General features: G+C 72.9%; 19 protein-coding genes and 1 riboswitch. Of the genes, 10 read left to right on the top strand and 9 right to left on the bottom strand.

The features are described 5' to 3' along the window. Positions 1-45: 45 nt before the first annotated feature. The 3 genes from AB0L59_RS06925 to AB0L59_RS06915 all read left to right on the top strand — a co-directional run bounded on the left by AB0L59_RS06925 (position 46) and on the right by AB0L59_RS06915 (position 2,296). Entirely contained in the window at positions 46-564 is a 519-nt protein-coding gene (locus AB0L59_RS06925; RefSeq protein ID WP_365580187.1) for a DoxX family protein, read from the top strand. A gap of 158 nt (positions 565-722) precedes the next feature. Further along, complete coding sequence (locus tag AB0L59_RS06920) at positions 723-1,601, top strand: SDR family NAD(P)-dependent oxidoreductase (protein WP_365580184.1); 879 nt, start codon at positions 723-725, stop codon at positions 1,599-1,601. 71 nt (positions 1,602-1,672) lie between these two features. Then, positions 1,673-2,296: a TetR/AcrR family transcriptional regulator gene (locus AB0L59_RS06915; RefSeq protein WP_365580181.1), complete on the top strand. Its 624-nt coding sequence runs from the start codon at positions 1,673-1,675 to the stop codon at positions 2,294-2,296. Here the strand turns inward: AB0L59_RS06915 and AB0L59_RS06910 are convergent. Both AB0L59_RS06910 and AB0L59_RS06905 read right to left on the bottom strand, forming a co-directional pair. Beyond that, on the bottom strand, positions 2,293-2,505 hold the full coding sequence (locus tag AB0L59_RS06910) for a hypothetical protein (protein ID WP_365580178.1): 213 nt from the start codon (positions 2,503-2,505) through the stop codon (positions 2,293-2,295). The two genes, AB0L59_RS06915 and AB0L59_RS06910, sit on opposite strands and share 4 nt — an antisense overlap. Beyond that, on the bottom strand, positions 2,492-3,931 hold the full coding sequence (locus tag AB0L59_RS06905; protein ID WP_365580176.1) for a PspC domain-containing protein: 1,440 nt from the start codon (positions 3,929-3,931) through the stop codon (positions 2,492-2,494). Before AB0L59_RS06905 ends, AB0L59_RS06910 begins: the two co-directional genes overlap by 14 nt. A gap of 174 nt (positions 3,932-4,105) precedes the next feature. On the opposite strand from AB0L59_RS06905, the gene AB0L59_RS06900 reads away from it, so the two are divergent. Further along, positions 4,106-5,431, top strand: coding sequence for a PspC domain-containing protein (locus AB0L59_RS06900; protein ID WP_365580173.1), 1,326 nt, complete (start codon positions 4,106-4,108; stop codon positions 5,429-5,431). Then, positions 5,428-6,171 carry a response regulator transcription factor gene (locus AB0L59_RS06895; protein WP_365580170.1) on the top strand — a complete coding sequence of 248 codons (744 nt, stop codon included), beginning with the start codon at positions 5,428-5,430 and terminating at the stop codon, positions 6,169-6,171. Before AB0L59_RS06900 ends, AB0L59_RS06895 begins: the two co-directional genes overlap by 4 nt. Positions 6,172-6,188: 17 nt before the next feature. Here the strand turns inward: AB0L59_RS06895 and AB0L59_RS06890 are convergent, their stop codons facing one another. Next, positions 6,189-7,256 (bottom strand): NlpC/P60 family protein, encoded by a 1,068-nt coding sequence (locus AB0L59_RS06890; RefSeq protein ID WP_365580955.1) that lies wholly within the window; start codon positions 7,254-7,256, stop codon positions 6,189-6,191. Between the two features lie 456 nt (positions 7,257-7,712). Between AB0L59_RS06890 and AB0L59_RS06885 the strand changes: the two genes are divergently transcribed. Next, positions 7,713-8,066 (top strand): hypothetical protein, encoded by a 354-nt coding sequence (locus AB0L59_RS06885; protein WP_365580167.1) that lies wholly within the window; start codon positions 7,713-7,715, stop codon positions 8,064-8,066. 3 nt (positions 8,067-8,069) lie between these two features. Here AB0L59_RS06885 and AB0L59_RS06880 read toward each other — a convergent pair whose 3' ends face one another. Together AB0L59_RS06880 and AB0L59_RS06875 are read right to left on the bottom strand one after the other, a co-directional pair. Beyond that, positions 8,070-9,035, bottom strand: a complete 966-nt coding sequence (locus AB0L59_RS06880; protein WP_365580165.1) for a tellurite resistance/C4-dicarboxylate transporter family protein — start codon at positions 9,033-9,035, stop codon at positions 8,070-8,072. A 160-nt stretch (positions 9,036-9,195) separates the two neighbouring features. Further along, positions 9,196-10,371 (bottom strand): NlpC/P60 family protein, encoded by a 1,176-nt coding sequence (locus AB0L59_RS06875; RefSeq protein ID WP_365580163.1) that lies wholly within the window; start codon positions 10,369-10,371, stop codon positions 9,196-9,198. A 7-nt stretch (positions 10,372-10,378) separates the two neighbouring features. Next, positions 10,379-10,523: riboswitch (cyclic di-AMP (ydaO/yuaA leader) on the bottom strand. A gap of 321 nt (positions 10,524-10,844) precedes the next feature. Here AB0L59_RS06875 and pcrA point away from each other — a divergent pair. After that, the gene (gene pcrA / locus AB0L59_RS06870; RefSeq protein ID WP_365580161.1) at positions 10,845-13,361 is read left to right on the top strand and encodes a DNA helicase PcrA; all 2,517 of its coding nucleotides are present in this window, start codon (positions 10,845-10,847) and stop codon (positions 13,359-13,361) included. 41 nt (positions 13,362-13,402) lie between these two features. Here the strand turns inward: pcrA and AB0L59_RS06865 are convergent, their stop codons facing one another. Both AB0L59_RS06865 and AB0L59_RS06860 read right to left on the bottom strand, forming a co-directional pair. Next, entirely contained in the window at positions 13,403-14,929 is a 1,527-nt protein-coding gene (locus AB0L59_RS06865; protein WP_365580159.1) for a M23 family metallopeptidase, read from the bottom strand. 202 nt (positions 14,930-15,131) lie between these two features. Next, entirely contained in the window at positions 15,132-15,983 is an 852-nt protein-coding gene (locus AB0L59_RS06860; RefSeq protein WP_365580156.1) for an alpha/beta fold hydrolase, read from the bottom strand. Positions 15,984-16,207: 224 nt separating this feature from the next. On the opposite strand from AB0L59_RS06860, the gene AB0L59_RS06855 reads away from it, so the two are divergent. Next, positions 16,208-16,630 carry a cobalamin B12-binding domain-containing protein gene (locus AB0L59_RS06855; protein ID WP_365580954.1) on the top strand — a complete coding sequence of 141 codons (423 nt, stop codon included), beginning with the start codon at positions 16,208-16,210 and terminating at the stop codon, positions 16,628-16,630. Here the strand turns inward: AB0L59_RS06855 and AB0L59_RS06850 are convergent. Continuing rightward, entirely contained in the window at positions 16,606-18,279 is a 1,674-nt protein-coding gene (locus AB0L59_RS06850) for a DUF5691 domain-containing protein (RefSeq protein WP_365580153.1), read from the bottom strand. The genes AB0L59_RS06855 and AB0L59_RS06850 overlap by 25 nt on opposite strands. Before the next feature lie 80 nt (positions 18,280-18,359). Beyond that, a complete protein-coding gene (locus AB0L59_RS06845) occupies positions 18,360-19,715 on the bottom strand; it encodes an SWIM zinc finger family protein (RefSeq protein ID WP_365580151.1) in 1,356 nt (451 codons plus the stop codon). Positions 19,716-19,874: 159 nt separating this feature from the next. Between AB0L59_RS06845 and AB0L59_RS06840 the strand changes: the two genes are divergently transcribed. Then, on the top strand, positions 19,875-21,014 hold the full coding sequence (locus AB0L59_RS06840) for an AAA family ATPase (RefSeq protein ID WP_365580148.1): 1,140 nt from the start codon (positions 19,875-19,877) through the stop codon (positions 21,012-21,014). Next, on the top strand, positions 21,011-23,809 hold a 2,799-nt coding region (locus AB0L59_RS06835; protein WP_365580145.1), incomplete at its 3' end, for a DUF5682 family protein. The genes AB0L59_RS06840 and AB0L59_RS06835, both read left to right, overlap by 4 nt.

Here is a 23,809-nt window from a genome sequence, read left to right as displayed (position 1 = left end):
AGCGGGACGGCGGGCGAGAGGCGGCTGGCGACGATGACTCACGGTATGAGGACCGACGCTCAGATGGACCGGCTGAACGGCCCACGCGGCTGGCGCGACACCGCCGCCCATTACGCCCTGCTGCCGCTGCGCGTCTTTCTCGGCGTCACCTTCATCTACGCCGGCCTGGACAAGCTCACCGACAGCGCCTTCACGAAGTCCGGCGGTGCCGGGTCCGTCGGCGACACCATGCGCGCCGCCCGCGACTCCGCCGCCATCCCCGCCCTGGTTGATCTGGCGCTGAAGGCTCCGGTGGGCTTCGGCTACGCCATCGCCCTCGGCGAGCTGGCCGTCGGCATCGGCACCCTGCTCGGTCTGGTCGCCCGGCTGGCCGCGCTCGGCGGCGCGCTGATCTCGTTCAGCCTGTGGATGACCGTGAGCTGGGCGACGACCCCCTACTACTACGGCAACGACCTCGCCTATCTGATGGCCTGGATCCCCCTGGTCCTCGCCGGAGCCCCCTACCTCTCCGTCGACGCGGCCTGGCGAGCCCGACGCCGCCAGCGTCTGGGCGGCTATCGCTAGCCCGCCGGGTCTTCTCTGCTGCTCTTTCCCCGGCATCCGCGCGCGTCTGCGCGCCGCGGGTGCCGGGGCGTGCGCCCATTAAAGCGGATAGGTCATCCGTATCTGCTACGGTGACATCAACCGGATAACCTATCCACATATTCAGAACGGGTCGGGCGATGCAGCAGACAGCAGTGGTCACGGCAGGGACGGCGGGAATCGGATTCGAGACCGCCCTGGGACTGGCCGAGGCGGGCCTCGAAGTCGTCGTGATCGGGCGCGACCCCGAGCGTGGTGCCCGGGCCGTCGAAAGGATCAATTCCACAGGGCCGTTGCACTCCGCCCGGTTCCTGGCCGCCGACCTCTCCTCGCTCGACGCGGTCCGCGATCTCGCCGGCCGGATCCTCGCCACGGGTCCGCTGACCGTGCTGGTCAACAACGTCGGAGCGATGTTCCCCGCCCGGCAGGACACCGTCGACGGGATCGAGGCGACGTTCGCCGTCAACCACCTCTCGCCGTATCTGCTGACCGAACTGCTGCTGCCCGCCCTGCGCGTCGGTGCGCCGAGCCGGATCGTGAACGTCACCTCGGGCGCGGTCGGCGTCGCCAAGCGAGTCTTCGACGCCGTCGAGCCGCCCGGCGGCTACTACGGCTTCCACTGGTACGGCCGCGCCAAGCTCGCCAACCTCGCCCACACGCTGCAGCTGGCCGACCGGCTCGACGGCACGGGCGTCTCGGTCTTCGCGGCAGACCCCGGCGGAGCCGCGACCGGCATGACCGACGGCACCCTGCGCGATCCGAAGATCGTCTCGCCCGGGCTGCGCCTGCTCTGGCCGCTGGTCCGGCGCAAGTTCGCACGCTCGACCTCGGGCCCGGCGTCCGTCGCGGCCAAGTCCTCGCTCTTCGCCGCGATCGACGGCTCACTGGCCGGCCGGACCGGTGTCGTCATCGGACCCGGCGTGCATCCGGTCGCCCCCTTCCGCGCGGCGACGGATCCCCGCATCGCCGAAGCCGTCCGACGCCTCAGCGAGCAGCACGCGCCCCTCACGGCGGCGTGAGGGACCCGCAGCCGATCGGCCCTGACGCGCACCACGGTGATGCGGATGAGCCATCCAGTTAGACTCCCCGCATGACGACCACCCCCCTGCGCAAGGACGCCGCCCGCAACTGGGAACGGATCGTCTCGGCGGCCCGGGATCTCGTCGACGGAGGCACCCCCCTGCAACTCAACGACATCGCCCGCCGGGTCCACCTGGGCGTCGGCACCGTCTATCGCCACTTCCCCACCGCCGAGGCGCTCCTGGAGACCGTCGCCACCCCCAGCCTGGAGGCGCTCGCCGCCCAAGGCGAGCGGGCGCTGGCCGACGACGACCCCGGGAGCGCCCTCGCCGGTTTCCTGGCCAGCACCATCGAAGCGCAGGTCACCGACGCGTCCCTGGCCCCGGTCACCGCCGCGGCCACGGACGCTCTGCCACGCACCACCGAGCTGAAGCGGACCCTGTCGTCGGTCGGCAGGGAGCTGCTCGAGCGGGCCCGCGACGCCGGCGTCGTGCGCGCCGACCTGACCGCTGCCGACCTGGTCCCGTTGATGTGTGGAATCGCCTACGCCGCGAACGTCCACGGCGCTCCCGCCACCCGCGCGGAGACCGCGCGCCGCTATCTCACCGCGCTCCTGGAAGGCCTGTACGTCCGTCAGGGCACCCCCGCGCACCAGGGCCGACCCGGACAGCCTGCTCCGGGGCACACCGCCTAACCGCTGTGCGCCCGGCCGCCCCGTCTGCGGATGCCCCGGGCCACGACCGCCGTCGCCCCCGCCAGGAACAGGCCCCCCACGGTCAGTGGGACTGCCGCGAACCACGGTGTCTCCCACAGACCGCCCGCGTCGCCCGCGAAGACCACGCCGGTGGCGGTGAGGAAGAGCCCGGCGACCAGCCTCCCGGGCTGGAACTCATGACGCAGCACGACTGACCTCCACCTCTCCCGCGCCGACCCCGAGTCTGAGGTCCAGCGTGCCGGCGTCCTTGGCGCCCTTGGCCGGAGCCAGCGTCACGTTCCTGACTCTGCGCGGCTGCACATCCACGTCCTTCCCGCTGTCCCCGGGCAGCCGGATGTCGCCGACGCCCACCTCGATGTTCATCCGCACGGTCTCGTCCGCCGGCACGATCACCTTCAGCTGTCCCGCACCCACGTGGGCGTCCGTGGTGAGCGTCCGCCCCTTGCCCGGATGCACCCGGCTGAGGTCGAGGGTGCCGCGTCCCGTGCCCAGCTCGTACGCCGGCTTCACCTCGGCCGTCGCGGGCGTCCAGGAGGTGTCCCTCCAGTGGGTGGTGATGTCCTTGGGCATGGCCGACGCCCCGGCGAGCAGCGCCGCCGTGACGACCGCCAGGAACACTGTCCCGGCCCCTGTGCGGCCGAGGAAGGAGCTGACCGCGAGACCCAGGCCGAAGACGGCCAGCGCGCATGCCAGGCCGGTCTGCAGACTGGTGCCCAGCGGATGCGTGTCCCAGGTCAGCCCGGTGCCCAGGCCGCCCGCGACCAGGGCGAGCAGGAACACCCAGCCGCCGATCCAGCGCGGGCCGCGCGGTCTCGGGGGAGGGGCGGGCTGCGGCCGTATGGAGCCGTCGTGGGTCCAGGGGGTGACGATGCCGACGTCCAGTACCGAGGTGACGTCACGGCCGCGGGCGTCGCCCGGCCCCCACAGATAGCCGGTGCCGCCGACATGGGTGCCGTCCTTGACGATCGGGTCCCGCCACCAGGACGGATAGAGGGCGACGACCGGCGGCGCCTGGGCCTCCGGCGGGGCGTCGGCGGCGGCCTGGGCGGCGAGCGGGTCGGGGTCGGGGGCGCCACGGCGCCGCGACCAGTAACCGGCCCCCGCCAGCAGCAGGGAGAGCACCACGGCGAAGGCCAGCACCCCGCCGTTCCTCAGCATGGTCAGGAGGATTCCGCACCCGACCAGCGCGAACAGCACGGCGGCGAGCGCCTGGCCGTCGACCCGGCCCGTGAGCAGCTTGCGCAGCTCGTTCTCCTCCTCGTCCCCGTACGGCACGAGGAGCCAGGCGAAGCCGTAGAAGATGAGGCCGATGCCACCGGTCGCGGACAGCACGGCCAGGGTGATCCGGAAGACCACAGGGTCGATGTCGGTGTGCCGGCCGAGGCCCGCGCACACGCCCGCGATCATCTTGTGCCCGCGGTCGCGCCGGAACTGCCCGGAGGCTTCGGCGGACTGCTCCTGATCCGGCTGCGGGGCGTCGGCGTGTGTGCCGGTGCCGGTCGCTCCCGTCCTGTCCGTCGCGGCGGGCGCGGCATCCGTCGGCCCGGTGCCCGGGACCGGGCGCGGGCCGGGGCCGGGTCCCGGACCCGTCGCGGCGTGCTCGTGATCCGTCATGCGTCCATGGTGACGGCCCGGCCGCCGCCGCGGCAGTCGGGACGACCCTGGGCGAACCCTGAAATCGGCCCTGAGACGAGGCGGGGAACCGTTCGAGCGGCACGCGCCCACTGCTGCGCGGCGCTCCCCGAGTCGGCCCCGGGGAAGATCAGGGGCGTCTCGGGGCCGACCCTGATGCCTGGCCCCGCCGGTCGTGTGACCATCATTGGCATGCCGGAAGCCGCAAGCCCGCCAGTCGACGACCCGCGGCCGCCGCGCAAGCTCTACCGCAGCAGCGACGGACGCTGGCTCGGCGGAGTGGCGCGGGGCCTCGCCGGGCATCTCGGCCTGCCCGTCATCTGGGTCCGGCTCGCGTTCGTCGGCCTGTTCATGGCAAACGGCCTCGGCGCGCTGCTGTACGCGGCGTTCTGGTTCTTCGTCCCGCTCGGCGTCGGCGGCGTCGGAGGTCACAAGCCGCCGCTGGTCGCCACGGAGGCCGTGCCGGGCGGCCGCCGCAGACTCGTCGCCCGCAAGCCGGACCGCGGACAGATCGTCGCGCTGCTCCTGATGGTCATCGTGTCCATGGTGTTCGTCGGCAGTGTGAACCTGACCAGTGCGGCCAAGGCGTATCTGCTGCCCGCTGTTCTCGTCGCGGCCGGTGTCGCCCTGGTCTGGCGCCAGGCGGACAACGCCCGCCGGGCCCGCTGGGTCGAGGTCGGCCGCCGGCGCCGCACGCTCACCCTGCTGCGCGCGGCCGGCGGTGTCCTGCTCGTCACGGCCGGTGTCTCCGCCGTCTTCGTGCTGCAGGGCTCGGCCGCCCATCTCGGCGCGGTCCTCCAGGCGGCCCTCGCCGTCCTCGTCGGCATCACGCTGCTGGCCGGCCCCTATCTCGTCCGCATGACCCAGGACCTGTCCGAGGAACGCCTGATGCGCATCCGCGCCCAGGAGCGCGCCGAGGTCGCCGCCCACGTCCACGACTCCGTGCTGCACACCCTCACCCTGATCCAGCGCAACGCCGACAACGCGGGCGAGGTGCGCCGCCTGGCGCGCGCCCAGGAGCGCGACCTGCGCACCTGGCTGTACAAGCCGGAGGGCACCGGCAAGGACGAGGCGGACGAGCCGGACACGGTCGCCGAGGCGGTGCGGCGCAACGCCGCCGAGGTGGAGGACAAGCACGGGGTGCCCATCGAGGTCGTCGTCGTCGGTGACTGCCCGCTGGACGAGAGGACCGGGGCACAGATGCAGGCCGCGCGCGAGGCGATGGTGAACGCCGCCAAGTACGGTGGCGAGGGCGGCGCCGTACAGGTCTATGCCGAAGTCGAGAGCAGGACGGTCTTCGTGTCCGTGCGGGACCGCGGCCCCGGCTTCGACCTCGACTCGATACCCGCCGACCGCATGGGCGTCAGAGAATCGATCATCGGCCGCATGGAACGCAACGGCGGCACGGCCCGGCTGCGGCCGGTGCCGGGCGGCGGCACGGAGGTCGAACTGGAGATGGAGAGGGCGGAGAAGACGTCATGAGCGACGCGACCGAGGCGAACGGCACGGCGGGAGCCCCCGAGGCGGCCGGGTCCGGGGCCGCCGACGGCGGCGCGGGCGGACGGCACGTACGGGTGGTGCTCGTCGACGACCACCGGATGTTCCGCACCGGCGTCCAGGCCGAGATCGGGCAGACCGCCGAGACCGGCGTCGAGGTGGTCGGCGAGGCCGCGGACGTCGACCAGGCGGTCACGGTCATCACCGCGACCCGGCCCGAGGTGGTCCTCCTCGACGTCCATCTGCCGGGCGGCGGCGGTGTCGAGGTGCTGCGCCGGTGCGCGGCCCTGATGGCCGACTCCGACCAGCCCGTCCGTTTTCTCGCGCTGTCCGTGTCGGACGCGGCGGAGGACGTGATCGGGGTGATCCGCGGCGGTGCCCGCGGCTATGTCACCAAGACCATCACCGGCACCGACCTGGTCGACTCCATCTTCCGCGTCCAGGAGGGCGACGCCGTCTTCTCCCCGCGGCTGGCCGGGTTCGTCCTGGACGCCTTCGCCTCCACCGACGCCCCACCCGTGGACGAGGACCTGGACCGCCTCACCCAGCGCGAGCGCGAGGTGCTGCGCCTGATCGCCCGTGGCTACGCCTACAAGGAGATCGCCAAGCAGCTGTTCATCTCGGTGAAGACGGTCGAGTCCCATGTCTCGGCGGTCCTGCGCAAGCTCCAGCTGTCCAACCGTCATGAGCTGACCCGCTGGGCGACGGCCCGCCGGCTGGTCTGACCCGTACGGCCCCGCCCTTACGCCACCCTCGTCGCCCCGGCGAACGGCATCAGGTCGACCGGGGCCAGGCGGACCGGCGCCGAGGGGTTCGGGGCATGGATCATCTGTCCGCCACCCACGTAGATGCCGACGTGGCTGATCCCGGAGTAGAAGAACACCAGGTCCCCGGGCTGGAGTTCGGAGCGCGAGACGCGCCGACCCGCGTCGATCTGGGCGTAGGTGGTGCGGGGCAGGGAGATACCGGCGGAGCGGTAGGCGGCCTGGACCAGTCCCGAGCAGTCGAAGGCGTTCGGGCCGGTCGCGCCCCACACATAGGGGCTGCCGAGCTTGGCGTAGGCGTAGGAGACGGCCGCCGCGGCCCGCGCGTTGGGGGCCGTGACCGCCCCGGCCTGCTCCAGGGGGCCGCGGGTGTCCGAGGCCGACCGGGAGGCACGACCCGGCGCGCCGCCGTCCTCACCGGTGACCTCGGTCCGTTGCCGCGGAGTGAGCTGTGCCAGCAGCCGCCGGGCCTCGGTCAGTTGGCCGGCGATGGTCTTCTTCTGCTGTCGCAGCTCGGCCTGCCGTGACCGCAGCGAGGTGAGCTCGATGCGGGCGGCGCCGCGCAACTGCTCGATCTCCCGCAGCTGTTCGCGTACCTGAGAGACGGCGGCGGCCTGCCGGTCGCCGGCCCGCTCCGCGAACGCGGCGTCGTCCAGGTACTGGTCGGGGTGGCTGGACAGGGCCAGCTGCCAGGCCGGGGCGATGGAGCCGTCCCGGTACTGTGCCGCCGCGAACGAACCGAGCGCGTTCCGGGCGGCGTTGAGGCCCTCCTGCTTCCGGGCGGTCTCGTCCCGCAGCGCGTTCAGCCGTCGCTGCGCGGTGTCCGCCTGCTCCTTGGCGCCGTCGTACTTCTCCGTCGCGGCCTCGGCCTCCTGGTACAGCTTGTCCACCTTGGCCTTCACCTGTGCCGGCGTCAGCTGTGGCTCGGCGTGTCCCGTTCCGTCGAACCCCGTCGCGGTGGCCGCGCCCGCCAGGGCGAGGGTGGCGGCCGTCCGTGCCGTATGGCCGCCCATCGAGCGTTGCCGGGGCTTGCGGTGCACTGCCACCTGGACCGTCACGTCCTTCCGTACGACTCGTCCGACCGGGGGCCGACCGGCCGGTCCGGGAGTGGTCCGGTCGTCACGTCCGGCGGTGGCCCGCACAGGGGAAGCGGGCCACCGCCGGACCCTTCTCGGCGGTGGTGGCCGACTGCCGCCCCTGGCCCGGGCGGCGGTGGGGAGCCGGTCACCTGGGGGAGGACGCTAGGCCGGGTTGTGACGACCAGGTAACGCGGTGTACGGAACTGGCCTGGACCGACCGAAAGGTGACCCCATGTGACCGCATCACCGTTCTGGAGTCGTCGTCTTCACGGAGCGTAGTGACCGAAGCATGGAAAGTGGGACGGCGGGAGATGCGGAGTGCTATGGCGCGCATATATGCAAGATCGCCGGACGAGATCGTGGAGCGCTGTGGCGGGGCCCGGTGACAGGCGGTCCACCCGCCCCTGGTTAGGCTCCGGCCCCATGGACGTACTCATCCATCTCTTCGTCGGCCTGCACATCATCGGCATCGCCGCGCTGCTCGGCGGTTTCCTCACCCAGATGAAGGCGATGGGCCAGGGCACGGCCCGGTTCGTGCCCGGGATGCTGCACGGCGCGCTGACCATGCTGGTCACCGGCGTGGCCCTGGTCGGGCTCAACCAGGCCGACAATCACCACATCAACACCCTCAAGATCGGCGTCAAGCTGGCACTGCTGATCGTGATCCTCGGACTCGTCTATGTGAAGCGTGACGAGGAGAAGATCGACAAGGGTGCTTTCGGGGTGGTCGGCCTGCTGACCATGACGAACATCTTCATCGCCGTGCTGTGGACCTGACGGTCACGCGTCCCTGCCGCCGGCGCGGGCCGCGAGCACCGCACCGGCGGCGACCACGAGCCACACCGCCACCGCCACCCACAGCAGCACCTGCCCCGGCCGGCTGAGCCACGGGACGCCGAGGGCGGTCGCGACGGACAGCATTCCCGCCGCCGTCATCCCCATCGGGAACACGGTCGACCAGCGCCGCACGTCGTAGCCGCGCCGAGGCCGCGCCACCTCGGCCACCAGCAGCGCGAGGTACCAGGCCAGGTCCAGGACGAGCAGCATGACCGTCACCGTGCGCAGCGCGCCCCGGTCGTCGCCGTCCCACAGATACAGACCGCCGTCCCCCGCGATGAGCAGCCGCGACCCGGCCAGCGCCGAGATCGCGAGCGCCCCGCCCGCGATCCACTGGTCGCCCGCCCCCTCCAGCACCTGCCGCATGTCGAAACGGGCCAGTGCGAGGCCGTAGAGCACCAGACCGAGCCAGAACAGCACCAGTGCGGTGTGCGCGAGCCACGCGGTGTGCTCGGCCGCGGCCAGGGTGGCGGCCAGCACCACGAGCCCCTGTGTGGCCACACAACACAGGAACACTGTGCCGGGCATGCGTCGCCCCCAGTGTCGTACGACCAGGAGCAGCAGCGCCGGCCACAGCAGCGCCGCGAGCGCCAGCAGCGCCTCGGCCAGGGGCTGCCCGCCCAGCGCCGAGAACCGGGTGCCGAGCACCGTGGTCGCGGCGACGGCGGTGAGCGCGCCGGGACGTCCCGCCTCGGCCATCCACCGCTGCCGGTCGCCGAGCAACCGCAGGACGAAGTCGGCGGCCAGCGCGGCCCAGGCGACACAGGTCATCGCCAGCGCCAGTCGGGAGACCGTCTCGGCGCCGGCCAGATGCAGTCCCACCGACAGGATGCCGGTCGCCATCACGGCGGCCCCGGCCGCGGGAGGCCGCTCCGCCCACCACGCGCGCAGACCTGAGATGCCGGGCATGCGCCCGATGCTAGGGAGTCGCACGGTCCCCGGCCGGGAAGGGCACGCACGCGTGCGACGGAAAACGCCGGTACGCGTGCGTGGCCGTCATCCGGTCCGCCCACTCCGCACGCACGCGTGGAGCGCGGCACGGGACGGGCGCGTCGGTGCCCCGGGGCGGTCAGCCCGGGCGGACCACGCTGTGGATGATGGACTCTCCGCCGTAGTAGATCGACTCCTCGCGGACGTACGCGCCCGGCTTCGGGGCGTGGATCATCATGCCGTTGCCTATGTAGACGCCGACGTGGCTGATGTCGCCGTAGAAGAAGATCAGGTCGCCGGGCCGGGCGTCGGCCAGGGAGACCGTGGTGCCCGCGTCGACCTGGTCGTACGTGGTGCGCGGAAGCGTGACGCCGGCGGCCTTCCAGGCGGCCTGGGTGAGGCCCGAGCAGTCGTAGGAGTCCGGGCCGGTGGCGCCCCACACATACGGTTTGCCGATCTGCGCCCGGGCGAAGGCGATCGCCTTCCCGGCCTTCGTGTCGTACGAGCCCGATGCCGTGGACCCGGCCGAGCCGGACCCCGTCGATCCGGATCCGGACCCGGGGCCCGCGGACGAGGACGACGAGGAAGAGCCGGCCTGCTGCCGCGCTGCCTGCTGCTTCGCCAGCTCGGCCGCCCTGCGCGCCGCCTCCTGCTGCTGCTCCCGCTCGATGGCGGCCAGCCGCGCCTTCTCCTGGGCCGTGAGCTGCGACAGCAGCTGGCGCGCGGATGCCAGTTTCTTCTGGACGGTGGCCTTCGCGGTCTGCAGGTCGTGCTGTGAGTCGGTCAGCGACTGCAGGCTCTCCGCGGCCTCCCGCCGCTTCTTCACGGTCGCGGACTGCTCGCCGATGTAGTCGTCGACCGCGCTCTTCTCCCGCGAGGTCAGCCGGTTCATCAGCTGGCTCTGGTCGAAGTAGTCCTGCGGGTCGTCCGCCAGCAGGAAGGTGGCCGTGTCGGGGGCGGCGGCGCCGGTGCGGTACTGCGCCGCGGCGAAGGAGCCCATCTCCTCGCGGGCCTTGTTGAGGCGTGCGGTGCGCCGGGCGACCTCGTCGCGCAGGGCGTCGACGCGTCCGCGCTGTTTGCCGGCCCGCTCCTTGGCCGCGTCGTACTTCTCGGTCGCCGACTCCGCCTGGCGGTAGAGGTCGTCGACCTTCTTCTCGACCTCCTCCAGGCTCGGCTTGGTGTGATCGGTTCTGGTGGCGGCCTCGGCAGTCTGCGAGAACACGGCCATGGAGGTGAGGGCGGCGGTGGCGAGGGCGGGGGTGCGGAGACCCGCTCCGGTGGTCCCGCCGGGGCGCGGCTTGCGGTGCGACGCCAAGGGAGGCGACTCCTTCCAATGGGCCGCCTACCGGGTTAGCTGTCGGGTTCGGGCGGCGGTTCGGAAGGGTTGCCCTACGGCGTCGTCCCGGGCGGGAGTCGGCCGATTCACCCCGGGATCGGTGGGTCCCCGGCTCCGGGCGCCCTTGGGGACGCGCCGGACTCGGCGGGGGCCGCGCGGTCCGGCGAGGTTCGCCGGTAGGGGTCGTACGGCCCGAACGCACGCTAGCCAACTCGTGTGACTCCTGTGAAGGTTGGTGCGTGATATGTCCGATACATTTTCGTGACCTGAGCCCGGTTTCGCGCCTGAGTCATCGGGTGGTTCCGATGCGTGAGCAGGGGTGTCAGCGGGTGGGTTCCGCTGCGTGAGCGGCCGGCGATCCGGTGCCCGGTGAAGATCAACCCTCTTCCGGATCGGCCATGTTCCGGGGACGGCGACCGGTTGTCGGTGGGGCGCCCTAGACTCGTAGAGCGATGAGCAGCCTCTTTGACGACAGCTTCCTGGCGGACCTCCAGCCCCCTCGCGGGCATGAGGAGGAGCCCCCGCCGCCGCCCGAGGACGATCACGCTCCGGAGCCCGTTCCGGACGATCTGTTCGGCGGGAAGTTCGACGTGCCGCCGGACCGATGGGGGTCTCCCCGTTCGAGCGCAGTCGAGAGCGGGGGAGGTTATTACCGCGACGGCGCCCCCCGCCCCGTGATCGACGCGGCGGCCCTCCTGCAGGGGCTGAACGACAACCAGCGCGCCGCGGTCGTGCACGCCGGCTCCCCGCTGCTCATCGTCGCCGGCGCCGGCTCCGGCAAGACCCGCGTGCTCACCCACCGCATCGCCCACCTGCTCGCCGAGCGGAATGTGCTCCCGGGCCAGATCCTCGCGATCACCTTCACCAACAAGGCCGCGGGCGAGATGAAGGAGCGCGTGGAGCAGCTCGTCGGCCCGCGCGCCAACGCGATGTGGGTGATGACCTTCCACAGCGCGTGCGTACGCATCCTGCGCCGGGAGAGCAAGAAGCTCGGCTTCACGTCGTCGTTCTCCATCTACGACGCCGCCGACAGCAAGCGCCTGATGGCCCTGGTCTGCCGCGACCTGGACCTCGACCCCAAGCGCTTCCCGCCCAAGTCCTTCAGCGCCAAGATCAGCAACCTGAAGAACGAGCTGATCGACGAGGAGGACTTCGCCGCCCAGGCCACCGACGGCTTCGAGAAGACCCTCGCCCAGGCCTACGCCCTGTACCAGTCACGGCTGCGCGAGGCGAACGCCCTCGACTTCGACGACCTGATCATGACGACGGTCAACCTGCTGCGCGCCTTCCCGGACGTCGCAGAGCACTACCGCCGCCGCTTCCGGCACGTCCTGGTCGACGAGTACCAGGACACCAACCACGCCCAGTACGCGCTCGTCCGCGAACTCGTCGGCACCGGCGGGCACGACGAGGACACCCCGCCGAGCGAGCACGACGTCCCGCCCGCCGAGCTGTGCGTCGTCGGTGACGCGGACCAGTCGATCTACGCCTTCCGGGGTGCGACGATCCGCAACATCCTCCAGTTCGAGGAGGACTACCCGAACGCGACGACGATCCTGCTGGAGCAGAACTACCGCTCCACGCAGACCATCCTGAGCGCGGCCAACGCGGTCATCGAGCGCAACGAGTCCCGCCGCCCGAAGAACCTGTGGACCAACGCGGGCGCGGGCGCGCAGATCACCGGCTATGTGGCCGACACCGAGCACGACGAGGCGCAGTTCGTCGCCGACGAGATAGACCGCCTGGTCGACGCGGGCGAGGCCAAGGCCGGCGATGTCGCCGTCTTCTACCGCACCAACGCGCAGTCCCGTGTCTTCGAAGAGGTCTTCATCCGCGTCGGCCTGCCCTACAAGGTCGTCGGCGGTGTCCGCTTCTACGAGCGCAAGGAGGTCCGGGACGTCCTCGCCTACCTGCGCGTCCTCGCCAACCCCGAGGACTCGGTGCCGCTGCGCCGCATCCTCAACGTGCCCAAGCGGGGCATCGGCGAGCGCGCGGAGGCGATGATCGACGCCCTCGCCCAACGCGAGAGGATCAGCTTCCCGCAGGCGCTGGGGCGCGTGGACGAGGCGTACGGCATGGCCGCGCGCTCCACCAACGCGGTCAAGCGGTTCAACACCCTGATGGAGGATCTGCGCACGATCGTCGAGTCCGGCGCCGGGCCGGCGACCGTCCTGGAGGCGGTGCTCGAACGCACCGGCTACCTGGCGGAGTTGCAGTCCTCCACCGACCCGCAGGACGAGACCCGCATCGAGAACCTCCAGGAACTCGCGGCGGTCGCCCTGGAGTTCGAGCAGGAGCGCGGGGAGGGCGAGTCGGCGGGACTGGCCGACTTCCTGGAACAGGTCGCCCTGGTCGCCGACTCCGACCAGATCCCGGACGAGGAGGAGGGCGACGGCGTCATCACCCTGATGACCCTGCACACCGCCAAGGGCCTGGAGTTCCCGGTCGTCTTCCTCACCGGCATGGAGGACGGCGTGTTCCCGCACATGCGCGCCCTCGGCCAGACCAAGGAGCTGGAGGAGGAGCGGCGCCTGGCGTACGTCGGCATCACGCGCGCGCGGGAGCGGCTGTATCTCACGCGGTCGGCGCTGCGCAGCGCCTGGGGCCAGCCGTCGTACAACCCGCCCTCCCGCTTCCTGGAGGAGATCCCACCCGCGCATGTGGAGTGGAAGCGGACGGGAGCGGCGGCGCCGGTGTCCTCCGGCCCGGTCTCCGGGATCGCGGCCTCGCTGTCGTCGTCCCGGTCACGGTCCTCGGCGGCGGGCGCCACCGGGTTCGCCACGCGGCGGGTCTCCGACAAGCCGACGGTGTCCCTCGCGGTCGGCGACCGGGTCACCCACGACCAGTTCGGGCTCGGCACGGTCGTGGCGGTGGCGGGCGTGGACGACAAGGCCCAGGCGACGATCGACTTCGGCGACGGCAAGCCGAAGCGCCTGCTGCTGCGGTACGCGCCGGTGGAGAAGCTGTAGGTCCAAGGGCCCTCGCCGCACCGCGAGGGCCCACCGGATGCTCAGGTCGGGTCCAGCCCGTGGCTCCGCAGCCACGGCAGCGGGTCTATGGCCGCCCCGCCCGCGGGCCGTACCTCGAAGTGCAGGTGCGGACCGGTGGAGTTTCCGGAGTTGCCGGAGTAGGCGATCGGCTGGCCGGCCTTGACGCTCGTACCGGAGGCGACGCGGTAGCTCGACAGATGGCAGTACCAGGTCTCCGTGCCGTCCTTCGCCGTCACGATCATCATGTTGCCGTAGGCGCTGTTCCACTTGGTGGAGACGACGCCGTCGGTCGCGGCCATCACCGTGGTGCCGTAGGAGACCGGGAAGTCGATGCCCGTGTGCACGGACATCCAGTTCACACCGGCCTGGCCGAAGTAGGCGCTGAGCCCCTTCTGTGTGACCGGGAGCACGAACTTGGGGCGCAGCCGCTCCTTGAGCGCGGCTTCCGCGGCCGCCTTCTTCTTCTCCTGCTCCTGCTGGTTCTTGAGGTCGATCCGCTCCTGCGTCCGGCTCGCCCGGTCGGCGAAGTCGTCGGCGCCGGCGGAGAGGGTCTTGAGCTGGCTGTCCAGCTTGCTGTTGGCGACCGACGGCTTGACCGCGTGCGCGTCCGAGGCGGAGGCGGTGGTGTCCTTGCCGTCGTCGGTCAGCGCGCCGACCGAGGCCGCGGCGATCCCGGCGACCCCCATCACGCAGGCCGACGGCACGGCGACGGTCAGCAGTGCGGAGCGCTTGGCGGGCGTACGGCGGCGGGAACGCGCGGCGGTGCGTGAGCGGGCGCGTGTCGCCGGCGCCGGACCGATTTCTTCCTGGCCGTCCGGCAGATCCGGCACGACGGGCAGGTCGCCCGTGGTGCCCGACTCGTCGTCCGCGGGGTGCCCGCCGGCGACAGCGGTGTCCGCGTACGGCGCCTCGTCCTCGTACGCCGCCTGGTGCCCGTACGGCCCCTGCGGGAAGGCGGTGGTCGCCCGCGGGTCGCCGACCTCGTCGAAGACGGCGGTGGCCTGCTGGTCGAGCGGTTCCGCACCCTGCTCGGGATCCACCGGCCCGGCCTGACCGGCGGAGTTCCACTGCGTGGCGTCGTACGTGCCCGTCTCGAAGGACTGGGCGCCCCATTCCCACTGCTGGGTCGGCCCGGCGGCGGACTGGCCGGGCTCCAGCCAGGCACTCGCGTCCCACTGGCCGCTGATGTCGTTGCCCCTCGCCTGGGCGGGGACCGCCCAGGCCGCGGTGCCATAGGCGCCGGTGTCGTAGACGGTGTGGTCTTGGGCTCCGTACGGGTCGTAGTGCGGGGTCTGGCCGGTCTGCCACTGCGTGCTGTCGTAGGAACCGGTGCTCTGCCCGCCGGGCAGGCTGCCGAAGAGCGGGTCGGCGGTGAAGGAGCCGGTGCCGCCGCTGCCGTCCGGAAATCCGGTGGCGCCGTAGTCGCCGTACATGGTGAGGTCGCCGTAGACGGCTTCCTGGGTCCCGTACGGCGCGTAGTGCGTGGGGGAGGCGTCGGAAGCCGGGGCCGGGGTGGTCATGGTCCCCGACGGGTGACGGTCGTTCACCAACTTCTCTTTCGCCTCGACAACAGGGGCTGCCAGAGCAGTGCGGCGACTGTACCCGCCGGTACCTGGGCGCGACAATCTTCGGCCGGTTTCGCGTTGGCGGGAAATGGGCAATCGGCGGTGTTTCGGGGGACGCGGGACACGAGCTTGGCCGAGAGTTCGATTGGTGTTCGACGTGTGGTGACTCTTCGTCACCCGAATGTCACGCCACCGTCAGACCGCCGGTGGCCCGGTCCCCGGCGGGCGCGGTGTCGAGAACCTCGCGTATACCGGCCGCGACGGCGGGGTGTACGGGCAGGGCGAGATGCCCGATGCCGGTTACCTGTACGTTCTGTACGTCGAGGTCGGGGTGGTCCAGGCGGGCCGTCTCCAGCGGCACCATCACGGAGTCCAGATCGCTCCAGAAGCTGACGAACCGCGTACGGCAGCCGGGGGCGGGCCGGGCCAGCTCCTCGATGACCTGCGAACCGGGCCGCATCTGGCGCACGATCGGATGGGCGTTGGCCAGCGGTGCCGCGATGGTCCCCGCATGCGGTGTGCCCAGGGTGACGAGCGTGCGCACCCGCAGGTCACCGCCCAGGCACTGTGTGTAATAGCGGGCGATCAGGCCCCCGAGGCTGTGCCCCACGATGTCGACCCGGTCGCTGCCGGTGCGTTCGCAGATCTCCTCTATGTGCCGGCCGAGCAGTTCGGCGGCCGCACGGATGTCGCAGGTCAGCGGCGAGTAGTTGAGCGATACGACGCGCTGCCCGCCGTGCTGGGCCAGGTTGCGGCGCAGCAGGACGAACACCGAGCGGTTGTCGATGAAACCGTGCAGCAGCACCACCGGCGGACCGGACCGCACGGGCAGCTGGGCGGTGCCGTCCTGGGCGGGCAGGACGGGGGAGCGGCGTTCCTGGATGAGCCCGGTCGGATACAGCAGGAGGTGCCCGGCCAGGATCGCGGCCTCGAGGGCGGTCGCCTTGAGCAGGGCCACGGAGATTCCGGCGAGTCCGCTGGGCCACAGACGGCGGCAGAGCGGGAGGAAGAGCGGCAGTACCCCGGTGACCTTCATGGGCCGACCTCCTGTCGGCACGCCGGAAGACGGCTCTATCCCCCGTGTGCCCTCATGTCCCACCATGTGATTTCCCCCTCGCCGCGCACCGTAAAACTGCCGGTTGCGGGATGCTGGAGATAACGTTCGTTCACTTCGCGACGGTGGCGGAACGCGCCAAAGGTGCGGTACTTGTCGTTACGAACGGAGGCGATCGCTTCCGTGTTCGTTTGATGGAGGCAGTGATGGGTGTGGCAGCCGGTCCGATCCGCGTGGTGGTCGCCAAACCGGGGCTCGACGGCCATGATCGTGGGGCCAAGGTCATCGCGCGTGCCCTGCGCGACGCCGGCATGGAGGTCATCTACACCGGTCTCCACCAGACGCCGGAGCAGATCGTCGACACCGCCATCCAGGAGGACGCCGACGCGATCGGCCTGTCCATCCTGTCCGGCGCGCACAACACGCTGTTCGCCGCGGTGATCGACCTGCTCAAGGAGCGCGACGCCGCGGACATCCTCGTGTTCGGCGGCGGCATCATCCCGGACGAGGACATCCCGCCGCTGAAGGAGAAGGGTGTCGCGGAGATCTTCACTCCGGGCGCGACGACCGCGTCGATCGTGGAGTGGGTGCGGCAGAACGTACGTCAGGCGGCCGCCTCCGGCGGCTGAGCCGACGGTTCGGTGGGCGCGGGGTGGTCCGGGATCAATTCCCGGGCCATCTCCGCCCTGAGCCGCAGCGTGGTCACCAGTCGCTGGAACGCCTCCGCCCAGTAGCCTCCGGCCCCCGGCGCGGCATCCTCCCGTTCGTCCGGTATCGCCAGCAGCGCCTCCAGCCGGCCGGCCTCCGCAGGGTCCAGGCAGCGTTCGGCCAGGCCCATCACCCCGCTGAAGCTCCAGGGGTAACTGCCCGCGTCCCGGGCGATGTTGAGCGCGTCCACGACCGCCCGGCCCAGTGGCGCGGCCCAGGGCACGGCGCACACGCCGAGCAGCTGGAACGCCTCCGACAAGCCGTGTGTCGCGATGAATCCGGCCACCCACGCGCCCCGCTCCGCCGGCTCCAGGGCGGCCAGCAGCTTCGCCCGCTCCGCCAGCGACACCGCGCCCGGGCCGCCGGCCTCCGGCGCCGACGGTGAGCCGAGCAGCGCCCTCGACCACTCGGCGTCCCTCTGCCGGGCCGCGGCCCGGCACCAGGCCGCGTGCAGTTCGCCCTGCCAGCCGTCCGTCACCGGCAGCGCCACGATCTCCCGCGGCGTCCGCCCGCCGAGCCGTCCGGGCCAGGTGCCGAGCGGGGCGGCCTCCACCAACTGCCCGAGCCACCACGACCGTTCCCCTCTGCCGGCGGGCGGCGTGCCCACCACACCGTCCCGTTCCATACCGGAGTCGCACGCATGCGGCGCCTCCACCGTGATCGCGGGCGAGTTCCCCGTACGATCGAGGGCCACACATGCCGCTGCCCGTACGGCCATGCGTCCGGCGAGCGCCGAGGCGGGCAGCGACGCCAGCAGTTCCGCCGCCGTCGCCCGGACGTTGCGGCTGCGATCGCCGAGCGCCTGCTCCAAGAACGGCTCGTCCGCCGCGGACAGACCCGTGCGCAGCGAGTCGAGGAACATCAGCCGGTCCTCGGCCCGCTCCGTCGCCCACGTCGACGTGAGCAAGTCGCGCGCGAGCGCGGGCGTACCGGCGCGCAGTGCGCCCAGCAGAGCCACCCGTTCCGCGAACAGCCCCTCCTGCCACAGCCGGCGCACCGCCTCCGTGTCCCCGGGGCCGGGCAGCGCGGCGCCCCCACCGGGGTCCGCGCGCAGGGCGAAGCGCCAGTCCGCGTTCAGCCGGGCCAGCCACAGCGCCCGCGGGCCCGCGAACGCCAGCGCCGCCGGGCGCAGGTCCGTACGGCCCCGGGCCGCGTCCAGCAGGGCGGGAAGCGCCTGCGGGGGCGCCGCGTACCCGTGTGCGTTGGCCGCCGCGAGCCACTGAGGGAGCAGTTCCATGAGGTCCGGTGAGCTGCCCCGGCGGCCACCGGCGCCTCCGGCGGAGCGGTCGGCCAGCAGGGTGGCGAGTCTGCGGGCCGCCGCGGCGGGCAGGGCCGGGCGCGGATCTCCCGGCGCCGGTTCGGGCCGCCGCGCCGCACGCGCGGGCCGCAGCCCCGCCCGCCGCCGTACCGTCGCCACGGCGGCCGCGTCGAGCAGCGCCAGCGGGGCCTGCCGGCCGGATCCGCCGTACGCCCCGGGGCGCCGGTCGGTGCCGAGGAGAGCGGCGGTGACCAGGTCCTCCCAGGAGCCTGCGGTGAGCACCGTGTCCCGGCCGGCCGGCGTCCCGTTCATCGCGTTCCCTTCCGTTCCAGTGTCCGAGGGGCGCCGTCGTGCGGTACCCCCGTGGTGCGGGCGTTGTCCCAGTGGTCCGGTCAGCACAGGGCGACCGCCTCGCCCGTGCCCTCCGCCCAGGCCGTGAGCGGGGTGAAGCCGTGGTGGCCGCACTCGCCGAACACCTGGACCGGGGCGCCGCCGGAGAGGGCGACCAGGCGCCACAGGCCGGGCCGGGAGCGGGCCGCCGGGGTCAGCGGCAGGGCGGAGTCCGTGTCGGCGTCGGCCAGCTGCCACAGGTCGCCGTCGGGGACGGGCATCACCCTGTCCAGCGTGACCGGGACCGACTCCAGCCAGGGGTCGTCGCGCAGCGCCTCGCCGTACCGGGCCGTCGCCTCGGACGTCGTCGTGCCCGGTGGGCGGAACGCGGCCGGTGCGGGCGGGGAGAACACCTCGCCCAGGGCGGACCGGGACCGACCGGCCCCCGGATAGGCGGACAGCTCCGCGTCCAGGGCCAGCCCGACCGGCAGCGACAGCTCCGGCGCCCGGCCGGCCGCGCCGTAGGACAGCAGCAGCCCGGTGCGGCCCGATGCCGCGCCGTGCAGCCACATCCGCCGGGTCGTCAGCTTCGGGTCCACCGTGTCGTACTGGGCGAGGACCAGCCAGCGGTCGCGCACCGGCGGACCGTCGGCCGAAGCGGGCAGGCCCAGCCGGGACCGGACCGTGGCCGCGAGGGCGTCCGGCAGCTCGTCGCGGCGCAGCCAGCCCTGGTCGAGCAGGTGCAGCAGCGCGCACTCCTCCAGCAGCCGGGCCGGCCAGCCCGCCCCGGAGGCCGGTATCGACCCCAAGTCCCTCACGCGCGCGGCGAGGCCGGGCGCCTGGGCGTCGACCATGCGGGCCGCCGTCTCGTCCCACAGGCCGTACCCCGCCTGCTCGGCCACGGCCAGGCCGCCGCGCAGCAGGTCCGCGAGGCGCTGCTCCAGTTCCGTGGTGCCCCCCGTGACCCGCTCGGCCCGGCGCTCGGCCCGCCGCCGCGCCGCCTCGGGATCGGCGGAGCCTGCCCCCGAACCCCCTTCACTTCGGGGCGGTTCGCTCTCGGCCCGCCTGCGTCTGCCCGCGAGCCACTGCCCGGCCCAGCTCGGCGGCTCGGCGGAGGCCGGCACCGAGCCGTCGCCGCCCGCCCACAGCAGAAGCAGTCCGAGCGCGTGCTTGCACGGGAACTTACGGCTCGGACAACTGCACTTGTACGCCGGTCCGGCCGCGTCGGCGAGATCGACCACCGTCTGGTACGGCCTGCTGCCACTGCCCTTGCACAGCCCCCACACCGTCCCCTCTCCGCTCCCCGCCTCGGACCACGGACCCGCCGCGCCGAGCTTGCCTCCCGCTGTGCGTGACGCGGCGTCAGGCGCCAGTGACAGCACCTGTTCCACGGTCCAGCGCACCCCCTGCTCAGTCATGCCTCCGACGGTAGGTCCCGCCACTGACAATCGGTCCGGAGCGGGCGTTTGTGCAGGTCAGAGTGATTGTCAGTGGCGTGGTGCACGGTGGATGCCAGAACCGAACCGGCCGAGCTGGAGGGGGCCTCAGCCATGTCCGCCATGTCTGCCACGTCTGCCATGTCTGCCACGTCAGCGCCTGCGCGACCGACCGTCGCCGAACCCAGCCACGCCGAGAGCGCACAGGCGCTCCGACCGCACGCCGAGCACGCCTTCGCCGCCGAACTCTCCGCACTCGCCGCGCAGGACGACCGCCCGCGCCCGGCCCGCTGGAAGCTGTCGCCGTGGGCGGTGGCGACGTATCTGCTCGGCGGCACCCTGCCGGACGGCACGGTGATCACGCCCAAGTACGTCGGCCCGCGCAGGATCGTCGAGGTCGCCGTCACCACACTCGCCACCGACCGCGCCCTGCTTCTGCTCGGCGTGCCCGGAACCGCCAAGACCTGGGTGTCGGAGCACTTGGCGGCGGCGGTCAGCGGCGACTCCACCCTGCTGGTGCAGGGCACGGCCGGCACCCCGGAGGAGGCGATCCGGTACGGCTGGAACTACGCGCAGCTGCTCGCGCACGGACCGAGCCGCGAGGCGCTCGTGCCCAGCCCCGTCATGCGCGCCATGGCCGAGGGCATGACGGCCCGCGTGGAGGAGCTGACCCGCATCCCGGCCGACGTGCAGGACACGCTGATCACGATCCTGTCCGAGAAGACCCTGCCCGTCCCGGAGTTGGGCCAGGAGGTCCAGGCGGTCCGCGGATTCAACCTCATCGCCACCGCCAACGACCGGGACAGAGGGGTCAACGACCTCTCCAGCGCGCTGCGCCGTCGCTTCAACACCGTGGTACTGCCACTGCCGGAGAGCGCGGACGCCGAGGTCGACATCGTCACCCGCAGGGTCGAGCAGATCGGCCGCTCCCTCGACCTGCCGGCCGCGCCCGACGGCATCGAGGAGATCCGCCGGGTCGTGACCGTCTTCCGCGAGCTGCGCGACGGCGTCACCGCCGACGGCCGCACCAAGCTGAAGTCGCCCAGCGGCACGCTGTCCACGGCCGAGGCGATCTCCGTCGTCACCAACGGCCTCGCTCTGTCGGCGCACTTCGGCGACGGCGTGCTTCGCCCGGCGGACGTCGCCGCCGGCATCCTCGGCGCCGTCGTGCGCGACCCGGCGGCCGACCGGGTCGTCTGGCAGGAGTACCTGGAGACCGTCGTCCGCGAGCGCGAGGGCTGGACGGACTTCTACCGCGCGTGCCGGGAGGTGAGCGCATGACCGACGACACCCGCTGGCCCAAGGCGCACGGCTCCGGACCGCTCCTTCTGGGTGTGCGGCACCACGGGCCCGGCTCCGCACGCGCGGTGCGCGCCGCCCTGGACGCCGCCCGGCCCGTCGCCGTCCTGATCGAGGGCCCGCCCGAGGCCGACCCGCTGATCCCGCTGGCCGCCGACCCCGACCTGCGGCCCCCTGTCGCCCTGCTCGCCCATGCCGTGGACGAGCCAGGGCGCTCGGCCTTCTGGCCGTTCGCCGATTTCAGCCCCGAATGGGTGGCCATCCGCTGGGCCCTGGAGCAGGACGTCCCGGCGCACTTCATCGACCTGCCGGCCGCGCACACGCTCGCCTGGGACAGGGAGAAGGAGAGGGAGAGGGAGAGGGAGCAGGAGAAGGAGAAGGAGAGGGAGCCGGGATCCAGCGGGCCCCGAGCGCACGGCGGACCGGGCGCCGAGCAGATCCCCGCCCACCCGCCGGACGCCGAAGACACGGGGGAGACCGAACACCCGGGGGACACCGGGGACCAGGTCCGCGTCGACCCGCTCGCCGCGCTCGCCGAGGCCGCGGGACACGACGATCCCGAACGCTGGTGGGAGGACGTCGTCGAGCACCGGGGTCCGGGGGAGCGGGACCCCTTCGCTCCGTTCGCCGCGCTGGAGGAGGCCATGGGCGCGCTCCGCGAGCGGTACGGCGCCGGCGGACACACCCGCGACCTCGTCCGCGAGGCGCACATGCGGCTCCGGATGCGCGCGGCACGCAGGGAGTTCGGCGACGAGATGGCCGTCGTCTGCGGGGCCTGGCACGTGCCCGCGCTGCGTGAGAAGACCACCGTCGCCGCCGACCGGGCCCTGCTGAAGGGGCTGCCCAAGGTCAAGGCCGACCTGACCTGGGTGCCCTGGACACACCGCCGGCTCGCCCGCTCCAGCGGGTACGGCGCGGGCATCGACTCGCCGGGCTGGTACGGCCATCTGTTCCACGCCCCCGACCGGCCGGTCGAGCGGTGGCTGACCAAAGTGGCGCGGCTGCTGCGCGAGGAGGACCGGATCGTTTCCTCCGCCCACGTCATCGAGGCGGTCCGGCTCGCCGAGACCCTGGCCGCGCTGCGCGGCCGCCCGCTGCCCGGGCTGAGCGAGACCACCGACGCCGTGCGCGCGGTGATGGGCGACGGCTCGGACGTACCGCTGGCGCTGGTCCACGACCGGCTGGTCGTCGGGGACGTCCTCGGCGAGGTTCCGGAGTCGGCCCCGGCGGTGCCGCTCCAGCGCGACCTGGCCCGACAGCAGCGTTCGCTGCGGCTCAGGCCGGAGGCGTCGGAGCGCGAACTGGAGCTGGACCTGCGGGGTGACACCGACGCCGGCCGCAGCAGGCTGCTGCACCGGCTGCGACTGCTCGGCGTCGGCTGGGGCGAGCCCGCGCGGTCACGGGGGAGCACGGGCACCTTCCGGGAGACGTGGCGAGTGCGCTGGGAGCCGGAGTTGTCGGTGCGGGTCGCCGAGGCGGGCGTGTGGGGGACGACCGTGCTGGCCGCGGCTCAGGCCAAGGCCGAGGCGGAGGCGACGGCCGCGCGTACCCTCGCCGACGTCACCGCGCTCGCCGAGCAGTGCCTGCTCGCCGGTCTGCCGGACGCCCTGCCCGTGGTCATGCGGGTGCTCGCCGACCGGGCCGCGCTCGACGCGGACGTCGGCCGTCTCGCCCAGGCCCTGCCCGCACTGGTCCGCTCCCTGCGCTACGGCGACGTGCGTGGCACCGACACCGGCGCGCTGGCCGGTGTCGCCGCGGGTGTCGCCGACCGCATCTTCGTCGGTCTGCCCCCGGCGTGCGCGGCCCTCGACGCGGACGCCGCCGAGGAGATGCGCGGTCATGTGGACGCCGTGCACACGGCGGTGGGGTTGCTGACGGAGACGGCGGCCGGTGCTGGTGCCGGCGTCGGCGCGGGTGTAGGTGCCGCGGAGGGGGCCGTCATCGGTACGGGGGTCGCTGCGCCCACCCGTGTCGCCCGAGGCGGCACGACTGCCCGCGGCTCCGCGAGTGACCCGGGTGCCGGTGCCCTCGTCGATACGCGTGGCGAGCTGAGGGACCGCTGGCGGGCCGTGCTGCGGACATTGTCGCTGCGGGACACCGTGCCCGGAGTGCTCCGGGGGCGCGCGGTGCGACTGCTGCTGGACGACGGGGAGTTGCGGCACGAGGAGGCGGCGCGGCTGATGGGGCTCGCGCTGTCGCCGGGGACGCCGCCGGCCGACGCGGCCGCCTGGATCGAGGGGTTCGTTGGTGGCGGGGGCGGGCTGTTGCTGGTGCACGACGAGCGGCTGCTCGGGCTGGTGGACGGCTGGCTGACGGGGGTGTCGGCGGAGGCGTTCACGGACGTACTGCCGCTGTTGCGCCGCACGTTCGCGGCATATCAGCCGGGGGTGCGCAGAACGCTCGGCGAACTGGTCCGGCGCGGTTCCGGAGACAAGGCCGGCCGGGCGGCCCACGGAGCCGTGGCACCCGGCTTCGCGGCCGAACCGGACACCGGGCGTGCCGACGCCGTACTGCCGGTCCTGCGCCTCCTGCTCGGCCTGCCCGCCCCGGCCGAGCGCGAGCGGCCCCGGCCGGAACCGCGCGGGCACGGCCCGGCCGAGGCCGATCCGGCGCGCGATGACCGCGCCGAGCGCGTCACGTTTGGATATGGCAGGACCGGAGGTGCCGCGTCGGAACGCGCCGCGTCGGAACGCGCCGCGTCGGAACGCGCCGCGTCGGAACGCGCCGCGTCGGAACGCGCCGCGTCGGAACGCGCCGCGTCGGAACGCGCCGCGACG

The sequence above is a fragment of the Streptomyces sp. NPDC052109 genome (assembly GCF_040680195.1).
Classification (GTDB): domain Bacteria; phylum Actinomycetota; class Actinomycetes; order Streptomycetales; family Streptomycetaceae; genus Streptomyces.
This window is presented reverse-complemented; position numbering and strand designations above follow the sequence as displayed.

Coding starts and splice junctions, on each gene's coding strand:
- AB0L59_RS06860 (WP_365580156.1), bottom strand. CDS start 15,983: ATGAAGGTCACCGGGGTACTGCCGCTCTTCCTCCCGCTCTGCCGCCGT.
- AB0L59_RS06840 (WP_365580148.1), top strand. CDS start 19,875: ATGTCTGCCACGTCAGCGCCTGCGCGACCGACCGTCGCCGAACCCAGC.
- AB0L59_RS06920 (WP_365580184.1), top strand. CDS start 723: ATGCAGCAGACAGCAGTGGTCACGGCAGGGACGGCGGGAATCGGATTC.
- AB0L59_RS06850 (WP_365580153.1), bottom strand. CDS start 18,279: ATGAACGGGACGCCGGCCGGCCGGGACACGGTGCTCACCGCAGGCTCC.
- AB0L59_RS06925 (WP_365580187.1), top strand. CDS start 46: ATGAGGACCGACGCTCAGATGGACCGGCTGAACGGCCCACGCGGCTGG.
- AB0L59_RS06845 (WP_365580151.1), bottom strand. CDS start 19,715: ATGACTGAGCAGGGGGTGCGCTGGACCGTGGAACAGGTGCTGTCACTG.
- AB0L59_RS06900 (WP_365580173.1), top strand. CDS start 4,106: ATGCCTGGCCCCGCCGGTCGTGTGACCATCATTGGCATGCCGGAAGCC.
- AB0L59_RS06880 (WP_365580165.1), bottom strand. CDS start 9,035: ATGCCCGGCATCTCAGGTCTGCGCGCGTGGTGGGCGGAGCGGCCTCCC.
- AB0L59_RS06885 (WP_365580167.1), top strand. CDS start 7,713: ATGGACGTACTCATCCATCTCTTCGTCGGCCTGCACATCATCGGCATC.
- AB0L59_RS06895 (WP_365580170.1), top strand. CDS start 5,428: ATGAGCGACGCGACCGAGGCGAACGGCACGGCGGGAGCCCCCGAGGCG.
- AB0L59_RS06905 (WP_365580176.1), bottom strand. CDS start 3,931: ATGACGGATCACGAGCACGCCGCGACGGGTCCGGGACCCGGCCCCGGC.
- AB0L59_RS06855 (WP_365580954.1), top strand. CDS start 16,208: ATGGGTGTGGCAGCCGGTCCGATCCGCGTGGTGGTCGCCAAACCGGGG.
- pcrA (WP_365580161.1), top strand. CDS start 10,845: ATGAGCAGCCTCTTTGACGACAGCTTCCTGGCGGACCTCCAGCCCCCT.
- AB0L59_RS06915 (WP_365580181.1), top strand. CDS start 1,673: ATGACGACCACCCCCCTGCGCAAGGACGCCGCCCGCAACTGGGAACGG.